We start from the raw sequence: 19,015 nt of genomic DNA, 5'->3' as shown, positions 1-19,015 counted from the left end.
GCTCAGGCGCGGTAGCGCGCCAGGAACATCGCGACCGCGCCGTCGATCACGCGCTCGATATCCTCTTCGGTGGCCGGTGTGCCGACGCCGCACAGGCTGCGCAGGAACAGATCGCTCTTGCACAGCTCGCCGAACTGGTTGGCGGCCAGGTCCATGTCGTCGATCTTCAGCACGCCGCTCGCCACATAGGGCTTCAACACGCCGATCAGCCGGTCGCGCACCATCGCCGGGCCGGATTCATAGAACCGGCAGCCCAGCTCGGGAAAACGGTGCGATTCGGCCACGCATATCCGGAACACCTGTTGCCCGAAATCCGACAGGAAAAAGCGCACGATCCGATCCGCCGCCAGCCGCAGCACGCAGTCAATCGGATGATCCGCATCGAACTCCGCCAGCGCCGCGTCGGCCTGGCGGTTGCACTCCATCCGTGCGACCTCCGAGAACAGCAGCCGCTTGTCGGGGAAATAGCTGTAGAGCGTGGCCTTCGAGACCCCCGCCACACGGGCGATATCGTCAACGCTGGCGCCCTCGAAACCGTCGCGCATGAACACTTCGCGTGCGCCTTCCAGCACCTGGTCGAACTTTCTGCCCTTCTTGATTTCAGCGGCCATCGCCGTCATGCGGTGTCTCCCCAAAGCCGTCGCAGTCTAGTCGCGCCAGGGGGGACACCGCAAGCATGTCGCTTGTTTACGTAGGGCATGCGTTACTTGTTGATGCCCGCGTCGGTCTGCGTGACGGGTGCGGGCGCCGGGTCCGGTGACGGAAAGGACAGGGTCGGGGTCAGCGTTTCGGTTCCGATCCCAAAGGCAAGGACGGGTCCGGCGGACAGCATGATGACAAGAGCGGTGAGAACGGGTTTCATGATGATCTCCTAACTGAACTAAACTGTTCACTTCTTGATATCTAAACCAAATAGTTCACTTTGCAAGTCAAAACTGAACTAATTAGTTCACTTATTTTGCTGCGGCTTTGTGTCCATCGCGAAGCCCTTGTGTTTCCTCTCATTTTGGGTAATTTAGAATAATTCTAAATAAGGAGACTGCGCATGATTCCCGGAGTTTCATCGCGCCGGCGCTTTGCCGATCTGTCAGAACAGGAAATCCTGGCCCTCGCCATTTCCTCGGAAGAGGACGACGCCCGGATCTACCGGACCTATGCCGAAACCCTGCGCGCCGAATTCCCGGATTCCGCGCGCATCTTCGATGGGATGGCCGCCGAGGAAGACAGCCACCGCCGTGCCCTGATCGACCTTCACGAAAGCCGCTTTGGCGGGGTGATCCCGCTGATCCGGCGCGAACATGTGGCTGGTTTCTATGCCCGCCGCCCGATCTGGCTGATGGAAAACCTCGGGATCGAGCGCATCCGCGCCGAGGCCGAGGCGATGGAGCATGACGCCGAAGCCTTTTACCACAAGGCGGCGCAGCGCAGCACCGATCCCGCCACCCGCAAATTGCTGGGCGACCTTGCCGCCGCCGAGGCGGGCCACGGCGAACGCGCCACCGAACTTCAGGCCGAGCATCTCGACGAAGACGCGCTGGCCGCAGAAGAGCGAAACTCCAAGCGCCAGTTCGTTCTCACCTGGGTGCAGCCGGGGCTGGCCGGGCTGATGGACGGTTCCGTCTCGACGCTGGCGCCGATCTTTGCCACCGCCTTCGCCACGCAGGACACCTGGACGACCTTCCTTGTCGGGCTTGCCGCCTCTATCGGCGCGGGCATCTCGATGGGCTTCACCGAAGCCGCCAGCGATGACGGTGAACTCTCCGGTCGCGGAAGCCCGCTCAAGCGCGGTATCGCCTCGGGTGTCATGACCACCGTGGGCGGGCTTGGCCATGCCCTGCCATATCTCATCCCCGATTTCTGGACCGCGACCAGCATCGCCTTTGCCGTGGTGTTCATCGAACTCTGGGCGATCGCCTGGATTCAGAACCGCTACATGGAAACGCCGTTCTTCCGCGCCGCCTTCCAGGTGGTGCTGGGCGGCGCGCTGGTCTTCGCCGCCGGGGTGCTGATCGGCAGCGGCTAGCGCGCGGAAAAGCCACCCCGCGCGTCGCGCGCGGGCTTGCCTTTGCCCCCCGCCTCGTGGTCACTGGGGCGCGATACTGACCATCAGAAGGGAACGCGCCAATGGAGATCCTATCGGAAAACGCCTGTTTCGGCGGTGTGCAGGGCGTCTACAGCCACGCATCGCAGGCCACCGATTGTCAGATGACCTTCGGCCTGTTCCTCCCCGCCGAGGCCGAGGACGGCCCGGTTCCGGTGCTGTGGTATCTCTCGGGCCTCACCTGCACGCATGAAAACGCCATGACCAAGGCCGGGGCGCAGGGCTGGGCGGCCGAACACGGCATCGCGCTCGTCTTCCCCGATACCAGCCCGCGCGGCGAGGGCGTGGCCGATGACGATGCCTTCGATCTGGGGCAGGGCGCAGGTTTTTACGTGAACGCCACGCAATCCCCCTGGGCGCCGCATTTCCGCATGTGGGATTACATCGCCGAGGATCTGCCCCGCGTCCTGTTCAACAATTTCGCGATCGACGGCGACCGGCAGGCCATCACCGGCCATTCGATGGGCGGGCATGGCGCGCTGACGCTGGCGATGTCCCTGCCGGGGCGCTTCACCAGCGTGTCGGCCTTCGCGCCGATCAGCAACCCCACCGCCAGCGACTGGGGCCGCAAACAGTTCGCCGCCTATCTGGGCGATGACGAAAACCTTTGGGCGGCGCATGATTCCAGCCATCTCATGCGTGAACGCGGCTTTGACGGGCCAGTGCTGGTGGATACCGGCACCAGCGACCAGTTCCTTGACCTGCTTCGCCCCGAGGCCCTCGCTGCCGCCTGCGCCGAACGGCGCCAGCAGGCGACGCTACGCATGCAGCCGGGCTACGATCACAGCTACTACTTCATCTCGACCTTCATGGAAGACCACGTCGCCTTCCATGCCGAGGCGCTCTACACAGGCTGATCGCATGTCCCATTACGATCTCGTCATCATCGGCTCCGGCCCCGCGGGCCGCGCCGCCGCCATCCAGGCAGGCAAGCTCAAGCGCCGTGTGCTGGTGGTGGATCGCAAGGACCGCCTGGGCGGGGTCTCGGTGCATACCGGAACCATTCCCTCCAAGACCCTGCGTGAAACCGTGCTGAACCTCTCTGGCTGGCGCGAGCGCAGCTTTTACGGCCGCTCCTACCGGGTCAAGGAAGACATCGGCGCGAATGACCTCAAGGCGCGCCTGCACAAGACGCTCGATTACGAGGTCGATGTTCTGGAACACCAGTTCAACCGCAACCATGTCGAGACGCTTTGCGGCATGGCGCGCTTCACCGGCCCCCACGAGATCGAGGTCGCCACCGAGGCGGGCGACAAGACCCTTCTCACCGCCGACCGCTTCCTGATCGCCACCGGCACCCGCACCTATCGCCCTGACGATGTGCCATTCAACGGCACCACCGTCCTCGACAGCGATGAGTTTCTCGAACTCGCCCGTATTCCGCGCAGCCTGATCGTCGTGGGCGCGGGCGTGATCGGGGTGGAATACGCGACGATGTTTTCGGCGCTCGATGTGCGCATCACCCTGATCGAGCCGCGTGACAGCTTCCTCGATTTCATCGACCGCACCCTGATCCAGGACTTCACACACCAGATCCGCGAGAACGGCGTCGACCTGCGCCTCGGCAGCGCCATCGACAAGATCGAGGATTGCGGCGAGCATGTCGAAGTCAGCCTCGCCAATGGCCGCCACGTCCGCGCTGAAATGCTGCTCTTCGCCGCCGGACGCATGGGCGCGACCGAAAGCCTGAATCTCGACGCCGCCGGGCTCAAGGCCGACCATCGCGGCCGGCTGTCGGTGGACCGCAAGACCTACCAGACCGACGTGCCCCATATCTATGCCGCCGGTGACGTGATCGGCCATCCCTCGCTGGCCTCGACCTCGCTGCAACAGGGCCGCGTCGCCGCCTGCGACGCGCTCGACACGCCCACCTTGCCCGAAAGCCCGTGGTTCCCCTATGGCATCTACTCGGTGCCCGAAATCTCCACCTGCGGCATGTCCGAAGAGGAAATGCAGGAACGCGGCATCCCCTACGAGGTCGGCGTCGCGCGCTTCCGCGAAACCTCGCGCGGTCATATCATGGGTCTCGAACACGGCATGCTGAAGATGCTCTTCTCGCTCAAGACCCGCCGCGTTCTCGGGGTGCAGATCGTCGGCGAAGGCGCGACCGAGCTGATCCACATCGCCCAGGCGGTGCTGAATCTCAAGGGCACCGTGGACTACTTCGTTCAGAACACCTTCAACTATCCCACCCTCGCCGAGGCCTACAAGATCGCCGGTCTCGACGCCTTCAACCGCATGCCCATTCCCGAGGAATACAAGGTCCGGCGCGACGGCAGCTCGATCCGGAAGACGACATCGTGAGCATCTATGTCGACGCCGATGCCTGCCCGGTCAAATCCGAGGTCGAGAAGGTCGCCACCCGGCACGGCCTGCGCGTCCATATCGTCTCCAATGGCGGTTTGCGCCCTTCGCCCAACCCCCTCGTTGACACCGTGATCGTGCCCGACGGCCCCGACGTGGCCGATATGTGGATCGCCGAGCGCGCCGGTCCGGGCGATGTGGTCATCACCGGCGATATCCCCCTTGCCGCCCGCTGCGTCGAATCCGGCGCCCAGGTGCTCAAGCATAACGGCGAGGCGCTGACGGCGGCCAATATCGGCAACGTGCTGGCCACGCGCGACCTCATGGCCGACCTGCGCGCCGCTGACCCGTTCCGCCAGGGTGGCGGCAAGGGCTTCACCAAGGCCGACCGCTCGCGCTTTCTGGAAGCCCTCGAAAAAGCCGTGCGCGCCGCCGCAAGGCCACCCCGCACCTGACGCCCTCGCACATCCCCGCCTTCATCTTGCCGGAAATACTCGGATCCTCCGCCGCCATCTTCGCCCGGCCGGGGGGTTTACAAAACCTGCGCCCTCCTCTCATCTGGCGGGGCAGTTTCAGCCTCGGATATTCATGACCACCGCCACCACATCGCGATCCAACCTGATGGGCGCGCTTTGCGCCATCGCGGCGGTGCTGTGCTTTTCGGTCAACGACATGGGCATCAAGTTCCTCTCGGACCGCTACGCCCTGCACCAGGTGATCTTCATCCGCGCGATGATCGCCATGTGCGTGTTCGGCGCGCTGATCATGCCCTTCGGCGGCGGGCTCACGGTGATCCGCACCCGGCGGCTCAGGATGCACCTCCTGCGCGGCCTCTGCGTGGTCTTCGCCAACATGTGCCTGTTTCTGGGGCTGGCGGCGATGCCGATCGCCGATGCGGTCGCCGTGTTCTTCGTCTCACCGCTGGTGATCACGATCTTCTCGGTGATCTTCCTGCGCGAAACCGTCGGCGCGCGGCGCTGGGCGGCCATCGGCGTCGGTTTCCTCGGCGTGCTGGTCATCGTCAAGCCGGGCACCACGGCGTTTCAGCTTGCCTCGCTTCTGCCCGTCGCAGCGGCCACGCTCTATGCGGTGATGCATATCCTCGCGCGCAAGATCGGCGGCACCGAAAGCGCGGCTACGATGGCCTTCTACATCCAGGCCACCTTCATCGTCGCCAGTCTGCTGTTCGGCGCAATGTTCGGTCACGGCGGCTTTGCGGGCTCCGGCCATCCGTCGCTCGAATTCCTCCTGCGCCCCTGGGGGCCGGTGGCGCCGGGCGACTGGCCGATCTTCGCCATGCTGGGCACCACCGGCGTCTTCGGCGGCCTCTTCATCAGCCAGGCCTACCGCCTGTCCGAAGCCGCCTTCGCCGCGCCGTTTGAATATATCGCGATGCCGATGGCGATCATCTGGGGCGTCACTGTTTTTGGCACCTGGCCCGCCCCGACCGCCTGGATCGGGATTGCATTGATCGTCGGCTCAGGGCTTTACATGATCTGGCGCGAATCCGCCAAGGGCCGCACGCTCGTCGCCAAGGCCCCCCGCAGAAGGTAGAGACATGAGTATCAACGCCGTCATCTTCGACATCGGCAACGTGCTGATCGAATGGCAACCCGAACGCCGCCTGGCCGAGCGCATCGGCGCGGATCGCGCCGCCTCGCTGTTCGCGGCCTTCGACGTGCATGCGATGATGACCCGGATCGACGCGGGCGGTGATTTCGCCGACACGATCGAGGAAACCGCGCTGGCCCATCCCGACTGGCAGCACGAGATCCGTCTCTTCCGCGATGAATGGAACGCCATCGCGCGCCCCGAAATTCCCCACAGCGTCCGCCTGTTGCGCGCGCTCAGGGCGCGCGGCGTGCCGGTCTTCGCGCTGACCAATTTCGGCGCCCGCAATTTCCCCCTCAGCGCCGCGCAATTCCCGTTCCTGTCAGAGTTCGACCGCCATTACATCTCGGGCGAAATGTGCCTCGTCAAACCCGACCCGGCGATCTACGAAGCGGTCGAAACCGATTGCGGCTTTGCCCCCGAAACGCTCCTCTTCACCGACGACCGTGACGAGAACATCGCCGCCGCCCGTGCGCGCGGCTGGCGCACCCACCTGTTTGACGGGCCGGAACTATGGGCGCACACTCTCGTTGAACACGGGTTGCTGACCAGGAAAGAGGCCGCATGACGATCACCATCATCCCCTTTGACGAAGGCGAAAGACATCTCGACTGGCTCGGGCTTTGCGACGCGTTCGAGGCCGGGCACAAACTGCCCAAGGCCGAGATCGCCGACAATTTCCTCTACCGCGACCGCGACACGATGCTCAATCGCGCCGCCTGGATCGACGGTCTGGGCATGGCCGTGAAGACGGCGACGATCTTCCCCGGCAACCCCGCCAAGGGCGCGCCGATGATCAATGGCGCCGTCAATCTTTATGACGATGCGGGCGGCACGCTGGCGGCGCTGGTGGATTTTCACCTCGTGACCAAGTGGAAAACCGCGGGCGACAGCCTCTATGCCGCGCGCAAACTGGCCCGCCCCGACAGCGAGAACATCCTGATCGTGGGCGCGGGCACGGTCGGGCACTCGCTTTTCGATGCCTATTCCGCCGCCTTCCCCAACGCCCGTTTCCGGGTCTGGAACCGCACCCGTGCCAAGGCCGAGGCCATGGCCGAAACCTGCCCCGGCCTGCGGGTTGCCGATGACCTCGAACGCGCCGTGCGCGACGCCGACATCGTGACCTCCGCCACCATGTCCACCGACCCGATCCTCAAGGGCGAATGGCTGCGCCCCGGCCAGCATATCGATGTGATCGGCGCATACCGTCCCGACATGCGCGAGGTCGATGACACCGCGCTCACCCGCGCGCGCGTCTTCGTGGACAGCTACGACACGACCGTCGGCCATATCGGCGAGATCAAGATCCCGCTCGAAGCGGGCACCATCAGCCGCGACGACCTGATCGCCGATCACTATTCGCCCTCGGGCTTCACCCGCACCGGCGATGACGAGATCACGCTCTTCAAGAACGGCGGCGGCGCGCATCTCGATCTCATGACCAGCCGCTACATCCTCGACGCCTGGCAGAGCGCGCGATGATCTGGTGGGCGCTTGCGATCCTGACGGTCGCGGCGCTCATCGCCGCGCCCGTCCTCGCCGAGGCGCTGCGCCCCGCCATGCGCGGCGCCGCCCGTGCCACCGCGCCCGGGCAATTCGCGGACCTGCCGCGTGGGCAGACCCATTACGAGTGGATCGGCCCCGCCGACGGCCCGGTGATTGTCTGCATCCACGGCCTCACCACCCCCTCCTATGTCTGGCATCCGATCGCCCAAGGGCTCGCCCGGCTCGGCTTTCGCGTCCTGCTCTACGATCTCTACGGGCGCGGCTATTCAGACCGCCCGCGCGGCACACAGGACACGGCGTTCTTCGTCGCGCAGCTCGAAGACCTGCTCGATGCCCTCGGGGTCGATCAGCGGATCACTCTCATCGGCTACTCGATGGGCGGCGCCGTCGCCGCCGCCTTCGCACGCAAACATGGGTCGCGGCTGCGCCAACTCGTGCTGCTCGCGCCTGCGGGGATGGGCCATGACCTGGGTCCGGTGGCACGGCTCGTGGTCGATTACGACCGCTTCGGGCGCTGGCTTTTCATGCTCGCCTATGGCCATTCCTTCCGCAGCACGACCGAATCCGAACGCGGCCTCGACAGCAGCATCGACAATGTGGTCGACCGTCAGCAGGATGAACTGCGCTGGCGCGGCTTTCGCCCGGCGGTGCTTTCGTCCCTGCGCCACGCGCTTTCGGGTGACATGGCCGAGGCGCATCGCGCCATCGCCGACACCGACCTGCCGGTGCTCGCCATCTGGGCGCGCGAGGACGAGGTGATCCCGATCTCCGGTCTCGGCCGCCTTGCCGAATGGAACCGCAACGCCCGCCAGGAGGTGGTCGAGGGCGCAGGCCACGCCATCGCCTATACCCATGACCGCGAGGTGCTCGACCTGCTCGACGTGCTGTTGCTGCGCTAGCGTCTCACGCCGCCAGTTGCGCCGGCGTCGTGCGCGCCTCCTTCACCGGCAGATGCACCAGCGCCGAGAACGCGCCGACCCCCACGCCGACCCACCAGACCATGGTGTAATCGCCGTAAACGTCATACATCCGCCCACCCAGCCAGACCCCCATGAAACTGCCCAGCTGGTGACTGAAGAACACGATCCCGTAAAGCGTCCCCATATAGCGCAGCCCGTAAAGATGCGCGATCAATCCCGATGTCAGCGGCACCGTCGCCAGCCACAACGCCCCCATCCCCACCGAAAACAGCAGCACGCTGGTCGGCGTCATCGGCACCAGGATGAACGTCCCCGCAACCACGGTGCGCGCGGCGTATACCCCTGCCAGCAGATATTTCTTGGAATAGCGCTTGCCCAGCCAGCCCGCCGTCAGCGTCCCGGCGATATTGGCCAGCCCGATCACCGCGATCGCGATCGCCCCCAGTGCCGATGTGGTGGTGATCCCCACCGCATGCAGCGCCCCCCCCGGCGCGATCGGGCCGCACATCTCGGTCACGAAGGCCGGGAAATGCGCGGTCACGAATCCCAGCTGATAACCACAGCTGAAGAAGCCGAGGAAAATGAGCGTATAGGACGGATCGCGAAACGCCCGTTTCAGGATCTCGCCCATGCTCTCCTCGATCTCGACGCGGCTCGCCGGTTCGGGCGCGCGCATCAGCGGCAGGAAGGCCAGCACCATCAGCACCGCGCCCGCAAAGACCACGAACACCATCTGCCAGCTCATCCATCCCAGCAGCGCCTCGGCCACCGGCGGGCCGAAAACCTGCCCCGCCGACCCGGCGGCGGTGGCGATCGCCAGGCTCATCGAGCGGTTCTCATCCGAACTCGCCCGCCCCACCACCGCCAGGATCACGCCAAAGCCGGTGCCCGCAATGCCGAACCCCACCAGGATCTCGTAAAGCTGATGCGCCTCGGGCGAGACCGCAAAGGACGACAGCACCAGTCCCGCAGCATAGACAACCGCCCCCATCACGATCGCCTTGCGGTCGCCGATCCTCTCGGCAATCGCACCGAAGATCGGCTGCCCGATCCCCCAGGCCAGGTTCTGAATGGCAATCGCCAGGCTGAACTCGGCCCTCAGCCAGCCGAATTCCTCGGCGATGGGGATCTGGAACACGCCAAAGGACGCCCGGATCGCAAAAGAAACCAGAATGATCGCGCAACCCGCAATCAGAACCGGTGTGAAAAGCGGCGTCTGCCTGTCCATCTGGGTGATCCTGTTCTGCGCACGGCCACATTAGAAGAAACCCCGCCCCGGTCAATTCAGCCATTGTGATGCCTCCCATCACCATCCGCGCACCGCTTTCCTTGCGCGCCACGGCGCGCTATGCGTCGCTCCATGGAAACGCTGACCGATCACTACGCCCGCCTGACCGCCGCCGGGGACCTGACGCCCGACGCGGCGCAACAGGCCGCGCTGCCCGAATTCGACCGCATCCGCGCAGGGCTGGCCGCCCGGGCCGCGCACAAGGGCTGGTTCCGCCGCGCGCCCGAACCGCCAAAGGGGCTTTACCTCTGGGGCGGGGTGGGGCGCGGCAAGTCGATGCTGATGGACCTCTTCGTCGAAACCGTGCCGGTGCCCGCCCGCCGGGTGCATTTCCATGCCTTCATGCAGGAAATCCACGCCGGGATGCACGCCGCCCGCCAGAAGGGCGTCGAAGACGCGCTCGCGCCCGTGGCCGCCTCCGTCGCCGATGGCCTCGGCCTGCTCGCCTTCGACGAGATGCAGATCACCGACATCACCGACGCGATGATCGTCGGGCGCCTGTTTCAGTCGCTCTTCGATGCCGGGATCGTGGTCGTCACCACCTCCAACCGCCATCCCGATGACCTCTACAAGGACGGGCTCAACCGGCAGCTCTTCCTGCCCTTCATCGACCTGATCAAGACCCGCATGGTGGTGCATGAGATTAACAGCCCCACGGATTACCGGCAGGACAGGCTGGCCGGCAGCCCCACCTGGTTCACGCCCCTCGGCCCCGAAACGCGCGAGCAGATGCAGGCGCTCTGGGACGACCTCACCGATGGCCAGGACACGCCGCCCCATGTGCTTCATGTGCAGAAACGCGCGGTCGAAATCCCCGCCTTCCGTAACGGCGTGGCGCGCGCCAGCTTCTATGATCTCTGCGGCCGCCCGCTCGGCCCCGCCGATTACCTCGCCCTGGCCGATGCCGCCCGTGTGCTCATGCTTGAAAACATCCCCCGGCTCGGGCGCTCCAACTTCAACGAGGCCAAACGCTTCGTCACCCTCATCGATGCGCTCTACGAGGCGCGCGTGCGCCTGATCTGCTCGGCCGCCGCCGAACCCGAATATCTTTATGTCGAAGGCGAGGGCAGCTTTGAATTCGAACGCACCGCCAGCCGCTTGCGTGAAATGCAATCCGCCGACTGGGCGCAGGACTGAACCCTTCATCTTGCCCGAAATACTCCGGGGGAGTCGCCGTCTGCGGCGACGGGGGCAGCGCCCCCCGCATCCCTCTCAGGTTTTCGCCGTCGCCTGAAGCCAGTTGATATAAAGCCGCTCGGCCATCTCGTTGAACCGCTCCATGCGCGCGTCGCAATCCGCGCTCAGCCGCTCCGCGGCACCGGCGCCAAGCGTGCTTTCCAGCGCCTCGGCATATTCCGGGATCGCCACCCAGTTCTCCACCGTGTCGGGCTCGACCTCGATGTGAAACTGCGTCGAATAGGCCCGCGTGCCCCATTTCATCGCCTGCACCGGGCAGGCGGGCGATGTCGCCAGCACCTGCGCGCCGGGCGGCAGGGCAGTCACTTCCGCACCATGCCATTGCAACGCCGGAAAGACCTCTGGCAGCCCGTCGAACAGCACGCCGCTCGCCCCGGCTTCGGTCAGGTGCACATCCATCACCCCCACCTCGGGGTTTTCGGCCGGGCCGACCGCGCCGCCAAGCGCCTCGGCCAGCAACTGATGCCCAAGGCACAGGCCCAGATAGGGCAGGCCGCGCTCCTCCACCGCCACGCGGATAAACGCCTTCTCCTCCGCCAGCCAGGGATGCGCATCCTCCTGCCAGGTGTCCATCGGACCCCCCATCACCCAAAGCGCGTCATAGCCGTCGATGTCGGGCAGGGCCGCGCCCTTGTCCAGTTCCACCGCGTCCCAGTCGTGGCCATCCTCGGCCAGGAACCTGCGGAAGATACCGGGATGTTCGGTTGTGGCGTGTTGCAGGACCAGAATGCGCATGCGTGGCCTCCTTCGGCTCAGGTTTCGCCAAGCCTAGGGCCGCCGCCGCGCGGCGGCAAGCGCCCGCTCTCGGCCTTGCGCAAACCACGCGCGCGATGCCGGATTCGCACTAGCGATAGGACGAGGGCGAGCGCCCGTAGCGCTCCGAATAGGCGCGCGAGAAATGCGACGAGCTGGCGAATCCCGTCGCCAGCGCGATCTCGGTCAGGCTCAGCGGCGAATTGCGCAACAGGCTCTGCGCCTTGTCCAGTCGCAGCTCCCGGTAATAGCGCATGGTCGAGCGGCCCAGCTTCTCGGTGAACAGCCGATTGAGCTGGCGCGGCGACAGGCTGGCGAACCCCGCCAGCCGCGCCAGCGTCAGCGGCTCGCCCACATGCGCCTCCATCGCCGCCACCGCGTCCAGGATGGCGGGCGCCGTCGTGCCGACACGCTCGACCAGCCCGGCGCGCTGCGGCCCGACAGAGGGGCGCACATCCGTATGCATGAACCAGTCGCTGACCTGGCGGGCAAAATCCGCGCCGTGATGCTGCGTGATCAGCGCATGCATGAGGTCGATCGCCGCGGTGCCCCCGGCGCAGGTCACGCGGTCCCGGTCGATGACGTAAAGCGTGCGCTCGATCGCCAGGTGCGGCGAGATCTCCGCCAGCGCCGCGGCATGTTCCCAATGCACCGTCATCCGCCGCCCCGCCATCAGCCCCGTGCGCGCCAGGATGATCGGCCCGCCGGAGACACCGCCCAGCGGCACGCCCTCGCGCGCGAGCCTTGCTAGCCAGTTCATCACCGCCCGGTCGGCGTAGCGTGTCGGATCGCCCCCGGCGACCACGAAAAGGTAATCGAGCTGCTGCGCATCGCCCACCATCGCCTGCGGCATCACCACCGCCGCGCCGGAACTCGGTACCGGGGCCGCGGAGGTGGCAAAATTCACCATGTCGTAAAGAGTCCGCCCCGCCAGCAGGTTCGCCGCGCGCATCGGCTCCACCAGCGACGCATAGGACATCATCGCGAATCCGGGGACCGGCAGCACACCGATTCGCCGCGTGACCGCGCTCGGGGTGGGTTTTGTCGGTTTCGCGCTGATTTCGTCCATTCTGGATATGTATCCGTCCATTTCAGAAAAGTCCAATTGCGCCGTTGCCGTCAGGCTGGACTGAACGCGAGCAATGGGATTCATGCCAATGCGCTACTCCGCTTTCCGCATCCTCCGCGAGGGGCTGACCGGCAACAAGGGCTGGAAACCCGTCTGGCGCGAGCCCGATCCGAAGCCCGAATACGACATCGTCATCGTCGGCGGCGGCGGGCACGGGCTGGCCACGGCCTATTACCTCGCGAAGGAATTCGGCCTGACCAATGTGGCGGTGCTGGAAAAGGGCTGGCTCGGCTCGGGCAATATCGGGCGCAACACCACGATCATCCGCTCGAACTATCTCCTGCCCGGCAACGAACCCTTTTATGAACTTTCGCTCAAGCTCTGGGAGGGGCTCGAGCAGGATTTCAACTACAATGCGATGGTCAGCCAGCGGTCGATCCTGAACCTGTTTCACTCCGACGCGCAGCGCGACGCCTATGTGCGGCGCGGCAACGCGATGATCCTCGCCGGGGCGGATGCCGAACTTGCCGATGCCGAGCAGCTGCGCGCCGAACTGCCCTTCCTCGATTTCGACAATGCCCGCTTTCCGATCAAGGGCGGGCTCTACCAGCGTCGCGGCGGCACCGTGCGCCATGATGCCGTGGCCTGGGGCTATGCCCGCGGCGCCGATTCCCGCGGCGTCGACATCATCCAGAACTGCGAGGTGACGGGCTTCGATATCGAGAACGGCACCTGCACCGGCGTCCAGACCAGCCGCGGCGCGATCCGCGCGCGCAAGGTCGCGGTCTGCGTCGCCGGCTCTTCGGGGCGGGTGATGGCACAGGCCGGTATGCGCCTGCCGATCGAATCCCATGTGCTCCAGGCCTTCGTCACCGAAGGGCTGAAACCCGTTCTGCCCGGCGTCGTCACCTTTGGCGCGGGGCATTTCTATGTCAGCCAGTCCGACAAGGGCGGGCTGGTCTTCGGCGGCGATATCGACGGCTACAACACCTATGCGCAGCGCGGCAACCTGCCCGTGGTCGAGGACGTGGCCGAAGGCGGCATGGCGATCATGCCGATGATCGGCCGCGCCCGCCTCCTGCGCAGCTGGGGCGGCGTCATGGACATGTCGATGGACGGCTCCCCTTTCATCGACAAGACCCATATCGACGGGCTCTATTTCAACGGCGGCTGGTGCTATGGCGGCTTCAAGGCCACGCCGGCCAGCGGCTTCTGCTACGCGCATCTGCTGGCGCGCGACGTGCCGCATCCCACCGCCAGCCAGATGCGCCTCGACCGGTTCATGACCGGCAACCTGATCGACGAGAAGGGGCAGGGCAACCAGCCCAACCTGCATTGAGAAGGCATCACCGATGATCATTCCCCACCCTCTTCTTGGCCCCCGCGACGCCGCCGAATTCGTCTATCTCGGCGATGCCGCGCTGATCGACCGCCCCGACTGGCAGGCCGAGGACGCGCTCACCGCCTTCCACGATTACGGCTACCTGCGCGACAACCCCGCAGGGCCTCACAAGGAGCTCTGGTATCACGAGCAGGGCGACAGATCGTGGCTGGTCGTGACCCGCGACACCACCACGCATGAAATCACCGCCGTCGAACTGGCCCGTGACGTGGCCCGCAGCCGGGGGCGCAGCGCATGACCCAGCAACACCGAATCAAGGACGGCGGCCAGATCGACCGCGGCACCGACATCACCTTCACCTTCAACGGCAAGGCGATGAAGGGCCACCCCGGCGACACGCTCGCCTCGGCGCTCCTGGCCAATGGTCAGCGCCTTGTCGGGCGCTCGTTCAAATACCACCGCCCGCGCGGCATCCTGACGGCGGGGTCCGAGGAACCCAACGCGCTCGTGCAACTGCGCTCGGGCGCCCATCAGGAGCCCAACACCCGCGCCACCACGGCCGAGCTTTTCGAGGGTCTCTCCGCCACCAGCCAGAACCACCGCGGTTCGCTCGAATTCGACCTGATGGCCGCCACCGACCTTCTGTCGCCCTTCCTTGCGGCGGGCTTCTATTACAAGACCTTCATGTGGCCGCGCGCCTTCTGGGAAAAGCTGTATGAGCCGGTGATCCGCGCCTCGGCGGGGCTTGGCCGCCTCTCGATGCAGGAAGATCCCGACCGCTACGACAAGGGCTTTCTCCATTGCGACCTCTTGGTGATCGGCGCCGGGCCTGCCGGGCTCGAAGCGGCGCTGGCGGCGGGGCGCGCGGGCGCGCGGGTGATCCTCGCGGACGAGGATTTCACCCCCGGCGGCAGGCTCAACGCCGAAACGCTCTCCATTGACGACAAGCCCGGCGCAGACTGGGCGGCCGAGGCCGTCGCCCGACTCGGCGCGATGGACAACGTGCGCCTGATGACGCGCAGCACGGTCTATGGCGCCTATGATCACGGGGTCTATGGCGTGCTGGAACGCTGCACCGATCACCTGTTCGATCCGGGCGGCAAACCGCGCCAGGTGCTCTGGCGGATCTATTCGCGCCGTGCCGTGCTGACCGCCGGATCCACCGAACGCCCCATCGCTTTTGGCAACAATGACCGCCCCGGCATCATGCTGGCGGGGGCCGTGCGCGCCTATGTCAACCGCTTCGCCGTGGCGCCCGGCCAGCGGATCGCGGTCTTCACCAATAACGACGATGGCTGGCGCACCGCCGCCGACCTGTCCGCCGCCGGTATCGACGTGCCCGCCGTGATCGACAGCCGCGATGCCCTTCCCCCGATCGACCTGCCTGGTATCCGCCACATCCGCGCCGCGGGCGTTGTCGATACGGCGGGGCGCAAGGGGGTCAGATCCGTCACCCTGACCGACGGCCAGATGATCCCGGTCGATGGCCTTGCGGTCTCGGGCGGCTGGAACCCCAATGTCCACCTCACCTGCCATCAGCGCGGCCGCCCCGCATGGCGCGACGACATCAACGCTTTCGTGCCCGGCGGCACGCTGCCCCCCGGCATGGCCGTGGCCGGCGCCGCCAATGGCGCGCTGACACTGGCGGCCGCATTGGCCGAGGGCCGCGCCACCGCCAATGCGCAGATCAAGGAACTGGGCTTCAAGCCCGTCCGGGCCGCCGCCCCGCGCGCCGAGGACGAACCGCGCGAAAGCGCCCCGTTCTGGTATGTGCGCGAAAGCACCAAGCGCGCCTGGCTCGACCAGCAGAACGACGTGACCGTGAAGGACGTGAAACTCTCCCATCAGGAGGGCTTCCGCTCGGTCGAGCATCTCAAGCGCTACACCACTCTCGGCATGGCCACCGATCAGGGCAAGACCGCCAATATCCCGGCGCTTGCGATCATGGCTGAATGCACCGGCAAGACGATCCCGGAAACCGGCACCACGATCTTTCGCCCGCCCTATACCCCCGTGCCGCTCGGGGCGCTGGCAGGGCGCGCGCGCGGGCGCGATTTCCGCCCCTTCCGCCTCACCCCCTCGCATGAATGGGCCAGGTCCAACGGCGCCACCTTCGTCGAGGCGGGCAACTGGCTGCGCGCCCAGTGGTATGCGCGCCCCGGCGAACAGGGCTGGCGCGACAGCGTCGACCGCGAAGTGCTGATGACCCGGCAATCGGTCGGTATCTGCGACGTGACCACCCTCGGCAAGATCGACATCCAGGGCCGCGACGCGGGCGCATTCCTCAACAAGGTCTATTGCAACGGCTTTGCGACGCTCGCCGTGGGCAAGGTGCGCTATGGCCTCATGCTGCGCGAAGACGGCATCGCATATGACGATGGCACCACGGCGCGGCTTGCGGAAAACCACTATGTCATGACCACCACCACCGCCAACGCGGTGCTGGTCTTCCGCCGACTCGAATTCGCGCGCCAGTGCCTCTGGCCGGACATGGATGTGCATCTCATCTCGACCACCGACGGCTGGGCGCAATTCGCCGTCGCCGGGCCGAACTCGCGCGCCCTCCTGCGCAAGGTGGTGGATAGCGATCACGACATCTCGAACGAGGCATTCCCCTTCATGGGCTGCGCCGAGATCACCGTCTGCGGCGGTACGCCCGCGCGGCTGTTCCGCATATCCTTTTCCGGGGAACTGGCCTTTGAAATCGCCGTGCCCGCACGCTTTGGCCATTCCATGATGGATGTGCTGATGGAGGCGGGCCGCGAATTCGACGCCGTGCCATACGGCACCGAGGCGCTGGGCGTCATGCGCATCGAAAAGGGCCACGCGGCGGGCAATGAACTCAACGGCCAGACAACGGCGCATAACCTCGGCATGGGCCGCATGGTCAGCCAGAAAAAGGAATGCATCGGCAACGTCCTCAGCCAGCGCCCCGAAATGATCCGCGACGACGCGGTTAAGCTCGTGGGCCTGCGCCCGGTGAACAGCGCCGACAAGCTGATTGCGGGGTCGCATTTCATCAATCGCGGCGATGATGCCACCATGGATAACGATCAGGGCTGGATGACCTCCGTCGCCTATTCGCCCTCGCTCGGTCATTCCATCGGCCTCGGCTTCGTAAAAAGCGGCGACACCCGGCAGGGCGAGATCATCCGCGCCGTCAATCCCCTCAAGACCGGCGAGATCGAGGTCGAGATCGTCTCCGCCCACTTCATCGACCCCGAAGGAGAGCGTCTGCGTGCCTGATTTCACCCTCACATCCGCCCCGCCGCTGGCAGGCCACGACAAGACCTTCGGCGATCTGCGCCTGACCTCGCCCGCCGATCTTGCGCTGGTGTCGCTGGCGCTCCCGCTCGGCGGCGAGGACGCCGCGCAAAAGGCGATCAAATCCGCTTATGGTGCGGCACTGCCCGCACCGGGCAAATCGGTTTGCACCAAGGACGGCGCGCGGCTGGTGCGCCTTGGCCCGGATGCGGGGATGGTGATCTTCACCCACGCCACACCCGATGCCGAGCGCGTCGTCGCCGACCGCTTGAATGGCGCGGCCTATACCACCGACCAGACCGATGTCTGGACCGGGCTGGAACTGACCGGCCCGCCCGCCCGCGCCGCGCTCGAGCGCATCTGCCCGCTTGACCTCCATGACAGCGCCTTCGCCGTCGATGATGCGGCGCGCACCGCGATGGAGCATCTGGGCGTTCTCATCATCCGCACGGGGCAGGACAGCTTCCTGCTCCTGTCGGCCAGTTCCTCGGCAGGATCGTTCCTCCATGCCGTCGAAACCTCGATCGAAAACACGATCTGAACAGGAAACCACGCGGATTCAGGGCTCCGTGTCATATAAGGGAAAGGAAGATCATCCATGTATCTTGAAAACCTTGAGACCGCCCAGCCTGCCGTTTCCGGCCCGCTCAATGCCCGCCGCAGCCTGTCGGGTGAATTCGTGTTCCTCAGTCAGGATTCCTCGGTCGCCTTCGCCGCCGAGGCCTGTATCGACGTGCTGCGCTCCGCCAACCGGCTTCTCGGGCAGGACAGCTATGGCTGGTCCCATATCTGCGCCAGCGAGCGCAGCCCGATGGACGGCCCGATCTGCGGCCCCGATCAGACGCTCGTGCTGATCGGCGGCACCGAAACCCCCTGGCGCCCCGATACGCTCCGCCTCGATGCGCTGCGCGCCTGCATCCGCAACGCCGCGCGTGTCTGCGTCGTCGGCTCCGCCGTCTTCGTGCCCCTTGCCGCCGGTGTCCTCGGTGCGCGCCGCCTTGTCGTGCATCCCAATTTCCGCCCCGGTGTCGAGGAACTGGGCCGCGGCCTGGACCTCAGCAGCAGCGCCACCTGCCATCACAAGGCCCTCTCCAGCGCCATCAGCCCGGCGGCCGCGATCCGCATGATGGTCGAACTGGTGGGCGCGCGCGACGGCGAATTCACCCGCGCCGCCCTCTCGCGCTATCTCGGCCTTAGCGAACCCGAGGCCGAGGCCCTTGTCGGCGAACACTGGCGCTACAAGCGCATGGCCCAGGGCGACGAGGTGATCTCGGACGCGCTCCAGATCATGCTCGACCACCTCGAAGACACCCTGACCGTCGGCCAGATCGCCGATATCCTCGCGGTCTCGCCCCGCAAGCTCGAGCGCGGCTTCAGCGACCTCTTGCGCCAGACGCCGCTCAAGGTCTATCGCGACCTGCGCCTTGACCGGGCTCACAGCCTGCTGGCGCAGACCTCGTTGCCGATGAACGAAGTCTCGGTCGCCTGCGGCTTCTCCAACGTCACGCTGATGAAAAAGTGGTTCCACCGCAAATACGGCCAGATGCCCGATCAGGTCCGCCGCCACGCCTTTTCCGGCTGCGCCGCCGCCTGATCCGGCACCGGCCACGGGGCGCGCGGTCACCCGCCGCCCCTTGCCAGCCCTCCCCCCCTTTGCTTT

19 protein-coding genes are annotated in these 19,015 nt (G+C 66.0%); 14 read left to right on the top strand and 5 right to left on the bottom strand.

The features are described 5' to 3' along the window. Positions 1–2: 2 nt before the first annotated feature. Complete coding sequence (locus ROH8110_RS09510; RefSeq protein ID WP_085817509.1) at positions 3–620, bottom strand: TetR/AcrR family transcriptional regulator; 618 nt, start codon at positions 618–620, stop codon at positions 3–5. Between the two features lie 83 nt (positions 621–703). After that, the gene (locus ROH8110_RS18675) at positions 704–862 is read right to left on the bottom strand and encodes a hypothetical protein (RefSeq protein ID WP_170156485.1); all 159 of its coding nucleotides are present in this window, start codon (positions 860–862) and stop codon (positions 704–706) included. 183 nt (positions 863–1,045) lie between these two features. Here ROH8110_RS18675 and mbfA point away from each other — a divergent pair, with 183 nt between their 5' ends. From mbfA to ROH8110_RS09470, 8 genes are all read left to right on the top strand, one after another. Next, the gene (gene mbfA / locus ROH8110_RS09505; protein ID WP_085817508.1) at positions 1,046–2,023 is read left to right on the top strand and encodes an iron exporter MbfA; all 978 of its coding nucleotides are present in this window, start codon (positions 1,046–1,048) and stop codon (positions 2,021–2,023) included. Positions 2,024–2,124: 101 nt separating this feature from the next. Beyond that, the gene (gene fghA / locus ROH8110_RS09500; protein WP_085817507.1) at positions 2,125–2,958 is read left to right on the top strand and encodes an S-formylglutathione hydrolase; all 834 of its coding nucleotides are present in this window, start codon (positions 2,125–2,127) and stop codon (positions 2,956–2,958) included. A 4-nt stretch (positions 2,959–2,962) separates the two neighbouring features. Next, the gene (gene sthA / locus ROH8110_RS09495) at positions 2,963–4,405 is read left to right on the top strand and encodes a Si-specific NAD(P)(+) transhydrogenase (RefSeq protein WP_085817506.1); all 1,443 of its coding nucleotides are present in this window, start codon (positions 2,963–2,965) and stop codon (positions 4,403–4,405) included. Further along, positions 4,402–4,860, top strand: coding sequence for a YaiI/YqxD family protein (locus ROH8110_RS09490; protein ID WP_085817505.1), 459 nt, complete (start codon positions 4,402–4,404; stop codon positions 4,858–4,860). The genes sthA and ROH8110_RS09490 overlap by 4 nt, the downstream gene beginning before the upstream one ends. Positions 4,861–4,993: 133 nt before the next feature. Then, a complete protein-coding gene (locus ROH8110_RS09485) occupies positions 4,994–5,959 on the top strand; it encodes a DMT family transporter (RefSeq protein ID WP_085817504.1) in 966 nt (321 codons plus the stop codon). 4 nt (positions 5,960–5,963) lie between these two features. Next, complete coding sequence (locus ROH8110_RS09480) at positions 5,964–6,584, top strand: HAD family hydrolase (RefSeq protein ID WP_085817503.1); 621 nt, start codon at positions 5,964–5,966, stop codon at positions 6,582–6,584. Then, positions 6,581–7,498: an ornithine cyclodeaminase family protein gene (locus ROH8110_RS09475; protein WP_085817502.1), complete on the top strand. Its 918-nt coding sequence runs from the start codon at positions 6,581–6,583 to the stop codon at positions 7,496–7,498. Before ROH8110_RS09480 ends, ROH8110_RS09475 begins: the two co-directional genes overlap by 4 nt. Further along, on the top strand, positions 7,495–8,421 hold the full coding sequence (locus ROH8110_RS09470; RefSeq protein WP_085817501.1) for an alpha/beta fold hydrolase: 927 nt from the start codon (positions 7,495–7,497) through the stop codon (positions 8,419–8,421). Before ROH8110_RS09475 ends, ROH8110_RS09470 begins: the two co-directional genes overlap by 4 nt. 4 nt (positions 8,422–8,425) lie before the next feature. Here the strand turns inward: ROH8110_RS09470 and ROH8110_RS09465 are convergent, their stop codons facing one another. Continuing rightward, entirely contained in the window at positions 8,426–9,670 is a 1,245-nt protein-coding gene (locus tag ROH8110_RS09465) for an MFS transporter (RefSeq protein ID WP_085817500.1), read from the bottom strand. Between the two features lie 132 nt (positions 9,671–9,802). On the opposite strand from ROH8110_RS09465, the gene zapE reads away from it, so the two are divergent. Next, the gene (zapE, locus tag ROH8110_RS09460) at positions 9,803–10,867 is read left to right on the top strand and encodes a cell division protein ZapE (RefSeq protein ID WP_085817499.1); all 1,065 of its coding nucleotides are present in this window, start codon (positions 9,803–9,805) and stop codon (positions 10,865–10,867) included. Between the two features lie 75 nt (positions 10,868–10,942). Here the strand turns inward: zapE and ROH8110_RS09455 are convergent, their stop codons facing one another. Together ROH8110_RS09455 and ROH8110_RS09450 are read right to left on the bottom strand one after the other, a co-directional pair. Then, entirely contained in the window at positions 10,943–11,662 is a 720-nt protein-coding gene (locus ROH8110_RS09455; RefSeq protein WP_085817498.1) for a type 1 glutamine amidotransferase, read from the bottom strand. A 109-nt stretch (positions 11,663–11,771) separates the two neighbouring features. Further along, a complete protein-coding gene (locus ROH8110_RS09450; RefSeq protein WP_245962807.1) occupies positions 11,772–12,749 on the bottom strand; it encodes a GlxA family transcriptional regulator in 978 nt (325 codons plus the stop codon). An 88-nt stretch (positions 12,750–12,837) separates the two neighbouring features. On the opposite strand from ROH8110_RS09450, the gene ROH8110_RS09445 reads away from it, so the two are divergent. From ROH8110_RS09445 to ROH8110_RS09425, 5 genes are read left to right on the top strand one after another with little or no spacing between them, the layout of a single operon-like run. Continuing rightward, positions 12,838–14,088, top strand: a complete 1,251-nt coding sequence (locus ROH8110_RS09445) for a sarcosine oxidase subunit beta family protein (RefSeq protein WP_085817497.1) — start codon at positions 12,838–12,840, stop codon at positions 14,086–14,088. Between the two features lie 13 nt (positions 14,089–14,101). After that, positions 14,102–14,389: a sarcosine oxidase subunit delta gene (locus ROH8110_RS09440; RefSeq protein ID WP_085817496.1), complete on the top strand. Its 288-nt coding sequence runs from the start codon at positions 14,102–14,104 to the stop codon at positions 14,387–14,389. After that, positions 14,386–17,337: a sarcosine oxidase subunit alpha family protein gene (locus ROH8110_RS09435; RefSeq protein ID WP_085817495.1), complete on the top strand. Its 2,952-nt coding sequence runs from the start codon at positions 14,386–14,388 to the stop codon at positions 17,335–17,337. Before ROH8110_RS09440 ends, ROH8110_RS09435 begins: the two co-directional genes overlap by 4 nt. Continuing rightward, on the top strand, positions 17,330–17,896 hold the full coding sequence (locus tag ROH8110_RS09430; protein WP_085817494.1) for a sarcosine oxidase subunit gamma: 567 nt from the start codon (positions 17,330–17,332) through the stop codon (positions 17,894–17,896). Before ROH8110_RS09435 ends, ROH8110_RS09430 begins: the two co-directional genes overlap by 8 nt. Positions 17,897–17,953: 57 nt before the next feature. Then, complete coding sequence (locus tag ROH8110_RS09425) at positions 17,954–18,949, top strand: helix-turn-helix domain-containing protein (protein ID WP_085817493.1); 996 nt, start codon at positions 17,954–17,956, stop codon at positions 18,947–18,949. The last annotated feature ends 66 nt before the right edge of the window (positions 18,950–19,015 follow it).

The sequence above is a fragment of the Roseovarius halotolerans genome (assembly GCF_900172255.1).
GTDB classification, from domain to species: domain Bacteria; phylum Pseudomonadota; class Alphaproteobacteria; order Rhodobacterales; family Rhodobacteraceae; genus Roseovarius; species Roseovarius halotolerans.
Note: the sequence above shows the minus strand (reverse complement) of the source record. Positions and strands in the feature narration are given on the sequence as shown.